Raw genomic sequence first — 13,441 nt, 5'->3', positions numbered from 1 at the left:
TGAGACGTCGCCAAAGTTCCTTGTGCGAAGGTTCATTCTGACACGTCAGACCTTTGGCGCAACAGCTCTGGTGTATTCAGGTTGGCCAGGCGTGGGTCATCGGTTGGGCATTCCAGGCCCACACCGCCCAATTGCAGGAGGATCTTTCGTGGGCTGCGTTCACCGGCATGCCAGGCCTGTTCTACCTCGGTTCGCAGACCGATGGGGATGATGCAGATCAAGGGTTCCCAGAATTCACCGTGGCGCACCATCACCGGCAACGATGGATTGCGTTGTGCGGTTTCACGCAGGTCGGCGAGCAGTCGGGCATCGATGTGTGGCACATCGCACGGCAGGATCAGCAGGTGCTCATGGCGCGCGGCGGCCAGTCCCGCGCGGATACCGGCCAACGGCCCGGGGAAGTCCGGGCTGTCGTCGCTCACCAACTGGTCGGCATAGGGGGCGTACTGCGCCTGGTTGCGGTTGCACGAGATGATCAGGTCATCGGTGAGTGGTCGCACCAGGCGCTGCAAGTGTGCGATCAAGGGCTGGCCGTGCCAGTCCAGCAGGCCTTTATCCTGGCCGCCCATGCGCTGGCCGCGGCCACCGGCCAACAGCAGGATCGAACAGGGCAGGGGCATTGAATCGAGTGGCATGTGGGTTCCGCGCAGGCAGCTGAACAGGGGCCTGTGATATAACATCGGGCTGTTCCTTCGACAACCGGACCGTGCCATGAAAGCCAAGGCCGATGCACCCTTCGTACCCCTGAATATCGCGGTATTGACCGTCAGCGACACCCGCACCCTGGACACCGACACCTCGGGCCAGGTCTTCGTCGACCGCCTCACCGCCGCCGGGCACAACCTGGCCGAGCGCGTGCTGCTCAAGGACGACCTCTACAAGATCCGCGCCCAGGTCGCCCACTGGATAGCCGAAGACGTGGTGCAAGTGGTGTTGATCACCGGCGGCACCGGCTTCACCGGCCGCGACAGCACCCCCGAAGCGGTCAGTTGCCTGCTCGACAAACAGGTCGACGGCTTTGGCGAACTGTTCCGCCAGATCTCCGTGGCTGACATCGGTACCTCCACCGTGCAATCCCGCGCCCTGGCCGGGCTGGCCAACGGCACCCTGGTGTGTTGCCTGCCGGGCTCCACCAATGCAGTGCGCACCGGTTGGGATGGCATCCTCGCCGAACAACTGGATAACCGTCACCGGCCGTGCAACTTCGTGCCGCACCTGAAGCTGGCCGAACCTTGTGAATCCCGTGGGTAAGCCCGGCAAGACCGGCGCCCTGATGCCGGTAGAACAAGCCCTGCAACAGCTGCTGGCGATGGCCGAAGGCGCGCCGATCCGCGAGCAGCACGTGCTGCCCCTGGCCGAGTGCGATGGCCGCGTATTGGCCCAGGACCTGGTCTCCACCCTCGACCTGCCGCCCTGGCCCAACAGCGCCATGGACGGTTACGCCGTGCGCCTGGCGGATTGGACCGGTGAACCGTTGCCTGTCAGCCAACGTATTTTCGCTGGCCAGGCGCCACAGCCGCTGGCGGCTGGAACCTGTGCGCGCATCTTCACCGGGGCGCCGGTACCGGAAGGCGCGGACTGCGTGGAAATGCAGGAAAACGCCGTGGTCCACGCCGACGAACGCGTGAGCTTTAGCGAGCCGTTGCAGCTCAACCAGAACATTCGCCCCCAAGGCCAGGAAACCACCGTCGGCGACTTGGTGCTCGCGGCGGGTACGCGCCTGGGCCCGATCGAACTGGGCCTCGCGGCTTCCCTTGGCCGTGATCGGCTGGACGTGATCCGCCGCCCGCGTGTCGCGGTGTTGTCCACCGGTGATGAACTGATCGAACCCGGTTTGCCACTCGGTCCGGGCCAGATCTACAACAGCAACCGCCGCGTGTTGTGTTCCTGGCTTGAGCGCATGGGCTGCGAAGTCATCGACGCGGGCATCCTGCCGGATGACCTGGAGCAGACCCGTTCCCGACTGGCAGGCTTGAGCGCGGTTGACCTGATTTTGTCCACGGGCGGTGTGTCGGTGGGCGAGGCGGACTTCCTCGGTATCGCCCTGCGCGAAGACGGTGAGCTGGCGTTATGGAAGCTGGCGATCAAGCCGGGTAAACCCCTGACCTTTGGTCATTTCCGTGGCGTGCCGGTGATCGGCCTGCCGGGCAACCCGGCCTCGACCCTGGTGACCTTTGCGCTGTTGGCGCGTCCGTATTTGCTGCGCCGCCAGGGAGTGGCCGACGTCGAGCCGCTGCGTTTCGCAGTGCCGGTGGGGTTCACCTGGCCCAAGCCGGGTAACCGCCGCGAGTATCTGCGCGGGCGCATCGAGCAGGGCAAGGCGATCATCTACCGCAACCAGAGCTCCGGCGTGCTGCGCAGCGCGGCGTGGGCGGAGGGGTTGGTGGAGGTGTTGGAGGGCACAACGCTGGAGGTGGGTGATCGAGTCAATTTCATCCCTCTAAGCGAAGTCCTCAACTGACCACAGATCCAAATGTGGGAGGGAGCAAGCCCCCTCCCACATTTGGATCTGTGTGTGCCTGTGGCTATTCAGTAGTCGTCGCCACGCTCGGTCACATCCCGCTCCACCGGCCCCGCATCCGGGTCATAGCCCACCGGGAACTTGCCTTTCAAGGTCCAGGCAAACGCGATGATTTCGGCGATGGTGCGGTACAACTCTTCCGGAATACTGTCGCCCAACTCCATGCGTGCCAGCAGTTTCACCAGCTCGGCGTTCTCATAGATAGGCACTTCATTTTCCCGCGCCAACTTGAGGATGGCTTCAGCCAGGGCGTCATCGCCCTTGGCGGACAGGGTCGGGGCTTGTTGGCCGTCGTACTTGAGGGCAATCGCCTGGCGTGGCGGGTTGGGGTTATTCATGCGGTTTCATCCACCCAGCGTTGTTCCAGTCCGGTTTTTGGCCCGCGGGGTGGCGTGCCGAGGTGGCAATCCAGGTCGCCGACGTTGATGCCCGAAGTCACCAGCCGTTCGCGCAGATTGCCCAGATGACTTTCGATCAGGCTGGCGGTGAAAGGTCGCGTTGCCCACAGCTGGCTGGACAGTTTGCCCTGGGTCAGTTGCGCCTGGACCTGCAACGGCCCCAGAGGCTCCATATCGAAGGCCAGTTCGACGCGCCAGAGCATCTGCTTCGGATCTTTTTTGTCCTTGCGTTCGGGTTGGTCCTTGTCCGGCGCCGGCTCTTCGCGCTGGAACTTGACCTGCAACGGCACGATGTCCTGCAGGGTGCGCATGGGGATTTCCAACTGCCAAGTGGTTTGCAGGCGGCCGTCGGCGGTGGTGCCGGTTTGCTCCAGGCTCGACAGCTGGTGACTCTGCAACCTGGAAATGGCCCCGGCGGCCAGACGCAGCAGGTTTTCCAGGTCGCCTTCGCCTTCAAGCTTCGCCATCAGCCGCTCGGGCAGTGGAAAGCTGACCGGTGCCTGCCGCGCGCTGACTTGGCCCAGCGTGTTCAGTGGGCTGCGCACAAAATTGGGCAATACCTGGGCCAGCGTGTTGGCCGCAAGAATGGCGTTCAGGTTGGTACTGGCGGGCAGGGCGGGCAATAAGTCCGCGACAAGGCGCAGCAGTGCGCCCTTCATGTCCAGGGGTGGTATCTGAGGATTCTGCCCTGCGAGTAATTTGGCTTCCAGAAAGGCGCCGCTGTTCTGGATCACTTGAGCCAGGACTTTGGGGTTACTGACCTGTGCCAGGTCGGGCAACGCGGCGAGCAAACGGTCGGCGGCGGCGCGCAGGTCGGCGGAAGTACTGTCGCCACGGGGCAGGTTTTGCAGTGCGGTGAAGACCGCATCCAGGGAGCCCTGGCGACTTTGCTGGGTCGACAGTTGCTGGGTGACCGCCAATTGATCCTTGAGCCCGCTCAGCGGCACAAAATTCAGGGTCTGCGCGTTCTGCACCACAGCGCTCAGCAAACTGCCTACGCGCAACGGCTGTGGGCTTTCCACCGTCAGTGTCGCGCCGGCCAAGGCGTTATTCAGCACCGTCACCAGCGAACGATAGATCGCCGGTTGCGCCGTGCCCTGGGGCAGCACCTGAGTGGTCAATACCTTGGCTTGCAACAGCGTACCTTCCGGGACCTTGGCGGTATCGATGCGGGTGAGGGCGGCGACGTTGGCACTCAAGGCCTGTTGCAGGCTGAGGGTCAGGTTGCCCGCTGGCGTCTGACTCACCGCCACATTGCTGCCTAAGGGCAAGGGCTGCGCGCTGCTGGCCTGCACCAGCGTCTGGCGGCCGCCGTCCAAGGTCAGCTTGAGCAGCAACTGAAAGGCCTCACCGCCTTGTTTAAGGGCGATGACTTCGGCATTCGCGGTTTTCCCTGGGTCGATCAGCCCGGTCTGCGGCTCCAGCAGTTTCAGCAGTGCCCCAGGCACAGGCGCAGGGCTTTGCCCGGCTGCCGGGGTGGGAGGAAGCGTAGGAAGGTTGATCTCGCCGGTCATCGTGCGCATCGTCTCTGGGGAAATAGCCCTCTTTAGCGTAGGGCATCGCATGTATAATGCCGCCCGTCTGCAAAGAGAGCGGTAAAAACCTCACAACTATTTGATCCAGCTCTCTAAAATCGGTCGCCAAAGCCGTTATTGTGCTTCTTTCTATAACGGCCGCTGCACCGCCGACTTGAACCGTAAAGGCCCGCGATCTCTTGACCAGCCCTCTTCTTGAAGCCGTAGCGCTCTCCTGTGAACGCGACCTGCGTCTGCTGTTCGAGCACCTCGACCTGCGTGTGGCGGGCGGCGACATGCTGCAGATCAGCGGCCCCAACGGCAGCGGTAAGACCAGTCTGCTGCGCCTGCTGGCCGGCTTGATGCAGCCCACGGCCGGTGAAGTTCGACTGAACGGCAAGCCGCTCCACGAACAACGCACCGAACTTGCGCGCAACCTGATCTGGATCGGCCACGCCGCCGGCATCAAAGATGTGCTCACCGCCGAAGAAAACCTCAGCTGGCTCAGTGCCCTGCATCATCCCGCGACCCGCGACGCCATCTGGCAGGCCCTGGCCGCCGTCGGCCTCAAGGGTTTCGAAGACGTTCCCTGTCACACCCTGTCTGCAGGCCAACAGCGCCGCGTGGCCCTGGCGCGCCTGTACCTGCCGGGCCCGCCACTGTGGATTCTCGACGAACCCTTCACCGCCCTCGACAAACAAGGCGTCACCCAATTGGAAGAACACCTGGCGCGGCACTGCGAGCAGGGCGGCCAGGTGGTGCTCACCACCCACCACACCCTGGCGCGCATTCCCGTCGGTTACCGTGACCTCGACCTGGGCCGGTGGTCGGTATGAGTGTGTTCGCCCTGTTGGTCGCCCGCGAAGCCCGGTTGCTGTGCCGTCGCCCGGCCGAATTGGCCAACCCGCTGGTGTTCTTTGCCATCGTGATCGCGCTGTTCCCGTTGGCGGTCGGCCCCGAGACTAAACTGTTGCAAACCTTGTCGCCGGGACTGGTGTGGGTCGCGGCCCTTTTGTCTGTCCTGCTCTCGCTGGACGGGCTGTTTCGCAGTGATTTCGAAGACGGTTCCCTCGAACAGTGGGTCCTTTCGTCGCACCCCCTGCCACTTCTGGTACTGGCCAAGGTGCTGGCACACTGGGCTTTTTCCGGCTTGGCACTGGTGCTGCTCTCACCGTTGCTGGCGATGATGCTAGGGTTGCCCTCCGAGTGCCTGCCGGTGTTGCTCCTTTCCTTGCTGCTCGGCACGCCAGCCTTGAGCTTGCTGGGGGCGGTGGGCGCGGCACTGACCGTCGGTTTGAAGCGTGGTGGCCTGCTATTGGCCCTGTTGATTCTGCCGTTGTACATCCCGGTACTGATCCTGGGCAGCGGCGCGTTGCAAGCCGCGCTCATGGGCATGCCGGCGACCGGTTACCTCCTGTGGCTTGGCAGCCTGACCGCCCTGGCGGTAACCCTGACACCCTTTGCTATAGCCGCCGGCCTGAAGATCAGCGTCGGCGAATAATGAGGTCTGACCCAGCGACATTGTCAGCTCTTCAACATAAGAAAGACCCTACGCTTCTCGCAATGACGAGAAGCAACCGTGAGAAACAGCAATGAACTGGACCTGGTTTCACAAGCTCGGCTCGCCCAAATGGTTCTACGGCATCAGTGGCAAACTGCTGCCTTGGTTCAGCATCGCAGCCGTGTTGCTGATCGGCATAGGCCTGGTCTGGGGCCTGGCCTTTGCGCCGCCGGACTACCAGCAAGGCAACAGCTTTCGCATCATCTACATCCACGTGCCTGCCGCGATGCTGGCCCAGTCCTGCTACGTGATGCTGGCGGTATGCGGTGTCGTCGGCCTGGTCTGGAAGATGAAACTCGCGGACGTCGCCCTGCAATGCGCCGCGCCCATCGGTGCGTGGATGACCGCCGTGGCGCTGGTCACCGGCGCGATCTGGGGCAAACCCACCTGGGGCTCGTGGTGGGTGTGGGATGCGCGACTAACGTCCATGTTGATCCTGCTGTTCCTGTACTTCGGTCTGATTGCGCTGGGCAACGCGATCAGCAATCGTGACAGCGCCGCCAAGGCCTGCGCGGTGCTGGCGATTGTCGGCGTGATCAACATCCCGATCATCAAGTACTCGGTGGAGTGGTGGAACACCCTGCACCAGGGCGCCACCTTCACCCTCACCGAAAAGCCGGCGATGCCCGTGGAAATGTGGGCGCCGCTGCTGTTGATGGTGCTGGGCTTCTACTGTTTCTTCGGCGCCGTACTGCTGATGCGCATGCGCCTCGAAGTGCTCAAGCGTGAAGCCCGCGCCAGCTGGGTCAAGGCTGAAGTGCAAACCTGCCTGGGAGTGCGTGGATGAGCTTTGCTTCTTTCAGTGATTTTCTCGCCATGGGCCACCACGGCCTGTATGTCTGGACGGCCTATGGCATCTGCCTTGCCGTGCTGGCCCTCAACGTCGTCGCGCCGATCCTGGCCCGCAAGCGTTACCTGCAACAAGAGGCGCGTCGTCTGCGCCGGGAGACCGAAAAGTGAATCCGCTGCGTAGAAAGCGTCTGTTGATCATCCTTGCCATTCTGGCCGGCGTCAGTATTGCCGTGGGCCTGGCGATGAGCGCCCTGCGGGAGAACATCAACCTGTTCTACACCCCGACCCAGATCGCCAACGGCGAAGCGCCGCTGGACACGCGCATCCGCGCCGGCGGCATGGTGGAGAAGGGCTCCCTGAAACGCTCCGGCGATTCCCTCGACGTCACCTTCGTGGTCACCGATTTCAACAAGGCCGTGACCATCACTTATCGCGGCATCCTCCCGGACCTGTTCCGCGAAGGCCAGGGCATCGTCGCCCTGGGCAAGCTCAACGCCGACGGCGTGGTGGTGGCCGATGAAGTGCTGGCCAAGCACGATGAAAAATACATGCCGCCTGAGGTGACCAAAGCCCTCAAGGACAGCGGCCAGTCCGCACCCACCCCCGCCAAGGAGGGCTAAGCCATGACGTCCGCACTGTTTATTCCGGAGCTGGGCCAGTTGGCGATGATCCTCGCCCTGTGCTTTGCCATCGTCCAGGCCGTGGTGCCGTTGCTCGGCGCCTGGCGTGGTGACCGCCTGTGGATGAGCCTGGCGCAGCCGGCCGCCTGGGGCCAGTGCGCGTTCCTGGTGTTCGCGTTTGGCTGCCTGACCTACGCCTTTATGACCGACGACTTTTCCGTCGCTTATGTGGCCAATAACTCCAACAGCGCCTTGCCCTGGTACTACAAGTTCAGCGCGGTGTGGGGCGCCCACGAAGGCTCGCTGCTGTTGTGGGCGTTGATCCTCGGGGGCTGGACCTTCGCGGTGTCGGTGTTTTCGCGCCAGTTGCCGCAAGTCATGCTCGCCCGGGTGCTGGCGGTGATGGGCATGATCAGCATCGGCTTCCTGCTGTTCCTGATCATGACCTCCAACCCGTTCACCCGCATCCTGCCGCAGATCCCGGCGAACGGTCACGACCTCAACCCGCTGCTGCAAGACATCGGCCTGATCGTGCACCCGCCGATGCTCTACATGGGCTATGTCGGTTTCTCCGTGGCCTTTGCCTTCGCCATCGCCGCCTTGCTCGGCGGGCGCCTTGATGCGGCGTGGGCGCGCTGGTCGCGGCCTTGGACCATCGTCGCCTGGGCCTTCCTCGGCATCGGCATCACCCTCGGTTCGTGGTGGGCCTACTACGAACTCGGCTGGGGCGGCTGGTGGTTCTGGGACCCGGTGGAAAACGCCTCGTTCATGCCATGGCTGGTGGGTACCGCACTGATTCACTCGTTGGCCGTCACCGAAAAACGCGGCGTGTTCAAGAGCTGGACCGTGTTGCTGGCCATCGCGGCTTTTTCCCTCAGCCTGCTCGGCACCTTCCTCGTGCGTTCGGGCGTGTTGACCTCGGTGCATGCCTTCGCCTCCGACCCGGAGCGCGGCGTGTTCATCCTGATCTTCCTGCTGTTTGTGGTCGGCGGCTCCCTTACCCTGTTCGCCCTGCGCGCGCCGGTGGTCAAGAGCCAGGTCGGCTTCAACCTGTGGTCGCGGGAAACCCTGCTGCTGGGCAATAACCTGGTGTTGGTGGTGGCCGCGTCGATGATCCTGCTCGGCACCTTGTACCCCTTGGTGCTGGATGCCCTGAGCGGCGCCAAACTGTCCGTCGGCCCGCCGTACTTCAACGCGTTGTTTATCCCGTTGATGGGCCTGTTGATGGTGGTGATGGCGGTCGGCATGCTGGTGCGCTGGAAGGACACCCCGGTCAAATGGCTGGCTGGCATGTTGATGCCGGTGCTGCTCGGCAGCGTGGCCCTGGCCGTGGTCGCCGGCATTGCCTATGGCGACTTCAACTGGGCGGTGCTCGCCACCTTCCTGCTCGCCGCCTGGGTGTTGCTGGCCGGTGTGCGTGACATCTTCGACAAGACCCGCCACAAAGGCCTGGTCAAAGGCCTGCCGACCCTGACCCGCAGCTACTGGGGCATGCAGATCGCCCACATCGGCATCGCCGTGTGCGCCCTCGGCGTGGTGCTGTCCAGCCAGAACAGTGCCGAGCGCGACCTGCGCCTGGCGCCGGGCGAGTCCATGGACCTGGCCGGTTACCACTTCATCTTCGACGGCGCCAAGCACTTCGAAGGGCCGAACTTCACGTCAGACAAAGGCACCGTGCGCGTAGTCCGTAACGGTAAAGAGATCGCCGTGCTGCACCCGGAAAAACGCCTGTACACCGTACAAAGCTCGATGATGACCGAAGCCGGCATCGATGCCGGTTTCACCCGTGATCTCTATGTGGCCTTGGGTGAACCCCTGGGCGATGGCGCCTGGGCCGTGCGCGTGCATGTGAAACCGTTCGTGCGCTGGATCTGGTTCGGTGGTTTGCTCACCGGCTTTGGTGGTTTGCTCGCGGCGCTGGACCGCAGGTATAGGGTCAAGGTCAAGAGCCGGGTGCGTGAAGCGCTGGGCATGCAAGGAGCGGCGGTATGAAGCGTTGGTTGATGGTGTTGCCGCTGGCATTGTTCCTGGTGGTAGCGGTGTTTCTGTATCGCGGCTTGTACCTGGACCCGGCCGAACTGCCCTCGGCGATGATCGGCAAGCCGTTCCCCGCGTTCAGCCTGCCGACCGTGCAGGGTGACAAGACCCTGACCCAGGCCGACCTGCTCGGCAAACCGGCGCTGGTCAACGTGTGGGGCACCTGGTGCATCTCCTGCCGCGTCGAGCACCCGGTGCTGAACAAGCTGGCCGAGAAGGGCGTGGTGATCTACGGCATCAACTACAAGGACGACAATGCAGCGGCCTTGAAGTGGCTGGCGGAGTTCCACAACCCGTACCAGCTGGATATTCGTGATGAAGACGGCAACCTCGGTTTGAACCTCGGCGTGTACGGCGCCCCGGAAACCTTCTTTATCGACGCCAAAGGTGTGATCCGCGACAAATACGTCGGCGTGATCGACGAAGTGGTGTGGCGCGAGCAACTGGCCGCCAAGTACCAGGCACTGGTCGACGAGGCCAAGCCATGAAGCGCCTGTTAGCCGCTGCCGTCCTGGCGCTGGGCTTGGCCGGGGTGGCCCACGCCGCCATCGACACTTACGAATTCGCCAAGGACGGTGACCGCGAGCGTTTCCGCGAATTGACCAAGGAGCTGCGCTGCCCCAAGTGCCAGAACCAGGACATCGCCGACTCCAACGCGCCCATCGCCGCCGACCTGCGCAAAGAAATCTTCCGCATGCTGGGGGAGGGCAAGGACAACCAGCAGATCATCGACTTCATGGTCGACCGCTACGGTGATTTCGTGCGCTACAAACCGGCCCTCACCGGCAAGACCGCGCTGCTCTGGTTCGGCCCCGCCGGGCTGCTGCTGGCCGGCGTGGTCGTCATGGCCGTGATCGTCCGCCGTCGCCGCGCCGCGCCTACCGATGGTTCCGACGCGCTATCCCCCGAAGAGCGCCAACGCCTCGACCAATTGCTGGACACCAAGACTGATGATTGATTTCTGGCTCGCAGCCGGCTTGCTGCTTCTGATTGCCCTGAGTTTCCTGTTGATTCCTGTGTTGCGCGGCCGCCGTGCCCAGCGTGAAGAGGATCGCACCGCGCTGAACGTGGCGCTTTACCAAGAACGTGTGGCAGAGCTGCAAGTGCAGCAGGACGAAGGCGTGCTCAACGCCGCGCAGCTCGACACCGGCCGCGCCGAAGCCGCCCGCGAGCTGCTGGCCGACACCGAAGGCGTGGAAAAACCCCGCGAATCACGCCTGGGCAAACCGCTGCCGTTGCTCGCCGCCGTCCTCGTCCCGGTGCTTGGTCTTGGCCTGTATATGCACTTCGGCGCCAGCGACAAGGTTGAACTGACCCGCGAATTTTCCCAGCCGCCGGTGTCCATGGAAGACATGACCCAGCGCCTGGAACGCGCCGCCGCCGCCCAACCGGACTCGGCGGAAGGTTTGTACTTCCTCGGCCGCGCCTATATGGCCCAGGATCGTTCCGCCGATGCCGCCAAGGTCTTCGAACGCACCGTGGCTTTGGCCGGGCGTCAGCCGGAACTGCTGGGGCAATGGGCCCAGGCGCAGTACTTTGCCGACAATAAACAGTGGTCGCCCAAGGTCCAGGCGCTGACCGACGAAGCCTTGAAGCTCGACCCGAACGAAGTCACCAGTCTCGGCCTGCTCGGTATCGCCGCCTTCGAAGGCCAGCGTTATCAAGAGGCAATCGACTACTGGAGCCGCTTGCTGGCGCAACTGCCACCGCAAGACAATTCCCGCGTGGCGCTGCAAGGCGGCATCGACCGTGCCGCCGAGAAGCTCAAGGAAAGCGGCGGCACCGTTGCGCAAAAGGCGGTGATGAAAGTCCGCGTGGACCTGTCCGCCGAGGTCAAGGCCAAGGCCCTGCCAACCGACAGCGTATTCATCTTCGCCCGCGCGGTAAAAGGCCCGCCGGCCCCCTTGGCGGCCAAGCGCGTCACCGTTGCCGAGTTGCCCGTCACCGTCGAACTCGGCGATGCCGACGCGATGATGCCGCAGTTGAAACTGTCCAACTTCCCCGAAGTCCAACTGGTTGCGCGCATATCCCGGGCCGGTCAACCGACCACTGGCGAGTGGATCGGCCGCAGCCAACCCTTGGCCAGCACCACCACTGCACTGCAGCAGCTGACCATCGACAGTCCGGACAAGTAATTCGAGGAAACGCCTATGACCGCATTTGCACGCATCACCCTGCTCAGCCTGGTATTGGGCCTGAGCGCCTGTGCGGTCCACCGCCCACCTCCCGCGCCGACCGGCCCGACCATTCCGCCGTCAGGCCCATCCACCCAGCCAAGCACCACGCCTTCGGGCCCGGTGACCCCGTCGCCGAAGCCACTGCCGACCAAATCGCCGACCTTCGCCCCACCACCGGGCGCGGCCAGCCACTGGGACGGCAAGATGCAGGTGTACGTGCTGGACGACCAGCCCGACACCTTCTACCGCCAGCGCACCTACTACCGCTGGAGCAACGGCTGGAGCCGCTCCATCAGCCCCAACGGGCCCTGGGAAGACACCGACGTGCAGGGCGTGCCGCCGGGGTTGAGCAAGCAGTACGCGCAATGACAAAAGGCGACCTTCGGGTCGCTTTTTTCATGCCTGTGAACCCCATTCTTCTAAACACTGGAGGGCAAATGTGGGAGGGGCTTGCCCCCGATAGCGGTGTTTCAGTTAATGAATGTCTGACTGACATACCTCTATCGGGAGCAAGCCCCCTCCCACAGGAGATCTCCTCAGCCATCAAGCCACAGGGCACTCCCGCTCCAGTGCCGCACCCACTAAAAACTGCGCAATCTCAACCATCTGCACCACCGCCAGCACCTGCTTGCGGCTTGAATTATCCAAGTGCTCGGCTAAGCCCTCCCACGCACAGCTCTCCATCACGCGAACACAATAATGCCGCTGGCGCGGCACTGTGCGCCATTCTAATCCAGGCGACCAAGCCTGATCGTTGATTTGATTGATCACGCGGAGCATGGGAACGATCATTATGCGATAGTCGGCAATATCATCAGGACCAGCTTAACTCCCCACCCTTCAACAAGACGGACCCTCATGAACCTCTACGTCATACGCCACGGCGAAACGTGGATCAACGCGGAACACCGCTACCTCGGCGCACTCGACCCGGAACTGACCGAGCGGGGCAGGGAACAGGCTGTCTCGCCCTTTGAAACGCACTGAATCACCGCCACAGGTGACTTTCAAAAAACCTCACCAACCCGTCAGGGTTGAGCAAGCACTACGCCTAGCAAATATTGGAGCGGCACTTCGGTAATGTGGCCGCCGCAGGTCTGGCTGCCGAGGGATTGCTGGATATACTTTCCAGTGCGGGGAAAATCGCCATTGGCCTGCGCGCCGACCTGGTCCAAGCCAGGAGCCGCGAAGGGCTTCCTGTGGTGCAACACGTCTGGCGACAAGCGAAGAGGGTGTTTTGATGGTGGGCAGGTTGATCTATCTCATCGGGCCATCGGGTTCGGGCAAGGACAGCCTGCTGGAGGCTGCACGCCCGCGGTTGGCCGAGCGCGGTTGCCGGATTGTGCGCCGCGTGATCACGCGCTCGGCGGAAGCGGTGGGCGAGGCGGCCCAGGGCGTAAGCCCGGAGCAGTTCGCCGTGATGCAGGCCGAGGGCGCGTTTGCCCTCAGCTGGCACGCCAACGGGTTGTCTTACGGCATCCCTGAGGTCATCGACGAATGGCTGGCGACGGGGGAAGACGTGCTGGTCAACGGCTCACGCGCACACCTGGCGCAGACCCGCGAGCGCTATCCGGAGGTGTTGGTGCTGTTGCTGACGGTGGATCAAGCCGTCTTGCGCCAGCGCTTAATAGCGCGGGGCCGTGAGTCTTTGGCGGATATCGAGGCGCGCCTGGCGCGCAATGCGCGGTTTACCCAAGAGCTGATCGCCGGCAATGGCGCCGGGTTGTTCGTGTTGGATAACTCCGGCCCACTGGAACACACGGTCGAACGCTTGTTATGTTGCCTGAGCCAGGGGCACTCGGTATGCGCCTGAGCCTGCTC

The 13,441-nt window shown here is 63.3% G+C and carries 18 protein-coding genes and 1 pseudogene; 15 read left to right on the top strand and 4 right to left on the bottom strand.

Translation table 11 applies throughout. The features are described 5' to 3' along the window. Positions 1-32: 32 nt before the first annotated feature. A complete protein-coding gene (gene mobA, locus FBY10_RS23205; RefSeq protein WP_145338060.1) occupies positions 33-635 on the bottom strand; it encodes a molybdenum cofactor guanylyltransferase MobA in 603 nt (200 codons plus the stop codon). Between the two features lie 76 nt (positions 636-711). On the opposite strand from mobA, the gene moaB reads away from it, so the two are divergent. Together moaB and glp are read left to right on the top strand one after the other, a co-directional pair. Next, positions 712-1,251, top strand: coding sequence for a molybdenum cofactor biosynthesis protein B (gene moaB / locus FBY10_RS23200; protein ID WP_131699497.1), 540 nt, complete (start codon positions 712-714; stop codon positions 1,249-1,251). After that, a complete protein-coding gene (glp, locus tag FBY10_RS23195; protein ID WP_145338058.1) occupies positions 1,235-2,461 on the top strand; it encodes a gephyrin-like molybdotransferase Glp in 1,227 nt (408 codons plus the stop codon). Before moaB ends, glp begins: the two co-directional genes overlap by 17 nt. 68 nt (positions 2,462-2,529) lie before the next feature. On the opposite strand, the gene FBY10_RS23190 is transcribed toward glp, so the two are convergent. Beyond that, positions 2,530-2,859 carry an EscU/YscU/HrcU family type III secretion system export apparatus switch protein gene (locus FBY10_RS23190; protein ID WP_145338056.1) on the bottom strand — a complete coding sequence of 110 codons (330 nt, stop codon included), beginning with the start codon at positions 2,857-2,859 and terminating at the stop codon, positions 2,530-2,532. After that, the gene (locus tag FBY10_RS23185) at positions 2,856-4,433 is read right to left on the bottom strand and encodes a flagellar hook-length control protein FliK (protein WP_145338054.1); all 1,578 of its coding nucleotides are present in this window, start codon (positions 4,431-4,433) and stop codon (positions 2,856-2,858) included. Before FBY10_RS23185 ends, FBY10_RS23190 begins: the two co-directional genes overlap by 4 nt. Before the next feature lie 200 nt (positions 4,434-4,633). Here FBY10_RS23185 and ccmA point away from each other — a divergent pair, with 200 nt between their 5' ends. From ccmA to FBY10_RS23135, 10 genes are all read left to right on the top strand, one after another. Continuing rightward, on the top strand, positions 4,634-5,269 hold the full coding sequence (gene ccmA / locus FBY10_RS23180; RefSeq protein WP_131699493.1) for a cytochrome c biogenesis heme-transporting ATPase CcmA: 636 nt from the start codon (positions 4,634-4,636) through the stop codon (positions 5,267-5,269). After that, complete coding sequence (gene ccmB / locus FBY10_RS23175; protein WP_057014556.1) at positions 5,266-5,934, top strand: heme exporter protein CcmB; 669 nt, start codon at positions 5,266-5,268, stop codon at positions 5,932-5,934. Before ccmA ends, ccmB begins: the two co-directional genes overlap by 4 nt. Positions 5,935-6,025: 91 nt before the next feature. Further along, positions 6,026-6,781: a heme ABC transporter permease gene (locus tag FBY10_RS23170; protein ID WP_131699491.1), complete on the top strand. Its 756-nt coding sequence runs from the start codon at positions 6,026-6,028 to the stop codon at positions 6,779-6,781. Continuing rightward, on the top strand, positions 6,778-6,954 hold the full coding sequence (gene ccmD, locus FBY10_RS23165; RefSeq protein ID WP_065924460.1) for a heme exporter protein CcmD: 177 nt from the start codon (positions 6,778-6,780) through the stop codon (positions 6,952-6,954). The genes FBY10_RS23170 and ccmD overlap by 4 nt, the downstream gene beginning before the upstream one ends. Beyond that, positions 6,951-7,406, top strand: coding sequence for a cytochrome c maturation protein CcmE (gene ccmE, locus FBY10_RS23160; RefSeq protein WP_027607026.1), 456 nt, complete (start codon positions 6,951-6,953; stop codon positions 7,404-7,406). The genes ccmD and ccmE overlap by 4 nt, the downstream gene beginning before the upstream one ends. Before the next feature lie 3 nt (positions 7,407-7,409). Further along, positions 7,410-9,398: a heme lyase CcmF/NrfE family subunit gene (locus FBY10_RS23155; protein ID WP_145338052.1), complete on the top strand. Its 1,989-nt coding sequence runs from the start codon at positions 7,410-7,412 to the stop codon at positions 9,396-9,398. Then, positions 9,395-9,931 carry a DsbE family thiol:disulfide interchange protein gene (locus FBY10_RS23150; protein WP_090407195.1) on the top strand — a complete coding sequence of 179 codons (537 nt, stop codon included), beginning with the start codon at positions 9,395-9,397 and terminating at the stop codon, positions 9,929-9,931. The genes FBY10_RS23155 and FBY10_RS23150 overlap by 4 nt, the downstream gene beginning before the upstream one ends. Beyond that, positions 9,928-10,401 (top strand): cytochrome c-type biogenesis protein, encoded by a 474-nt coding sequence (locus FBY10_RS23145; protein WP_053130594.1) that lies wholly within the window; start codon positions 9,928-9,930, stop codon positions 10,399-10,401. The genes FBY10_RS23150 and FBY10_RS23145 overlap by 4 nt, the downstream gene beginning before the upstream one ends. Further along, positions 10,394-11,578, top strand: coding sequence for a c-type cytochrome biogenesis protein CcmI (gene ccmI / locus FBY10_RS23140; RefSeq protein ID WP_131699488.1), 1,185 nt, complete (start codon positions 10,394-10,396; stop codon positions 11,576-11,578). Before FBY10_RS23145 ends, ccmI begins: the two co-directional genes overlap by 8 nt. A 15-nt stretch (positions 11,579-11,593) precedes the next feature. Continuing rightward, entirely contained in the window at positions 11,594-11,989 is a 396-nt protein-coding gene (locus FBY10_RS23135) for a hypothetical protein (protein WP_145338050.1), read from the top strand. Positions 11,990-12,163: 174 nt separating this feature from the next. Here the strand turns inward: FBY10_RS23135 and FBY10_RS23130 are convergent, their stop codons facing one another. After that, the gene (locus FBY10_RS23130; RefSeq protein WP_145338048.1) at positions 12,164-12,400 is read right to left on the bottom strand and encodes a DUF6124 family protein; all 237 of its coding nucleotides are present in this window, start codon (positions 12,398-12,400) and stop codon (positions 12,164-12,166) included. Positions 12,401-12,478: 78 nt separating this feature from the next. Here FBY10_RS23130 and FBY10_RS23125 point away from each other — a divergent pair, with 78 nt between their 5' ends. The 3 genes and pseudogenes from FBY10_RS23125 to phnN all read left to right on the top strand — a co-directional run bounded on the left by FBY10_RS23125 (position 12,479) and on the right by phnN (position 13,433). Next, positions 12,479-12,607 (top strand): histidine phosphatase family protein, encoded by a 129-nt coding sequence (locus tag FBY10_RS23125; protein ID WP_237683152.1) that lies wholly within the window; start codon positions 12,479-12,481, stop codon positions 12,605-12,607. A gap of 83 nt (positions 12,608-12,690) precedes the next feature. Continuing rightward, positions 12,691-12,861 (top strand): annotated as a pseudogene (locus FBY10_RS31875) (alpha-D-ribose 1-methylphosphonate 5-triphosphate diphosphatase); the annotation flags it as partial. Next, a complete protein-coding gene (gene phnN / locus FBY10_RS23115; protein WP_131699485.1) occupies positions 12,861-13,433 on the top strand; it encodes a phosphonate metabolism protein/1,5-bisphosphokinase (PRPP-forming) PhnN in 573 nt (190 codons plus the stop codon). The pseudogene FBY10_RS31875 and the gene phnN, both read left to right, overlap by 1 nt. The last annotated feature ends 8 nt before the right edge of the window (positions 13,434-13,441 follow it).

Origin of the sequence: Pseudomonas sp. SJZ103 (assembly GCF_007828335.1) — a bacterium.
In the GTDB taxonomy this organism is placed as follows: Bacteria; Pseudomonadota; Gammaproteobacteria; order Pseudomonadales; family Pseudomonadaceae; genus Aquipseudomonas.
Note: the sequence above shows the minus strand (reverse complement) of the source record. Positions and strands in the feature narration are given on the sequence as shown.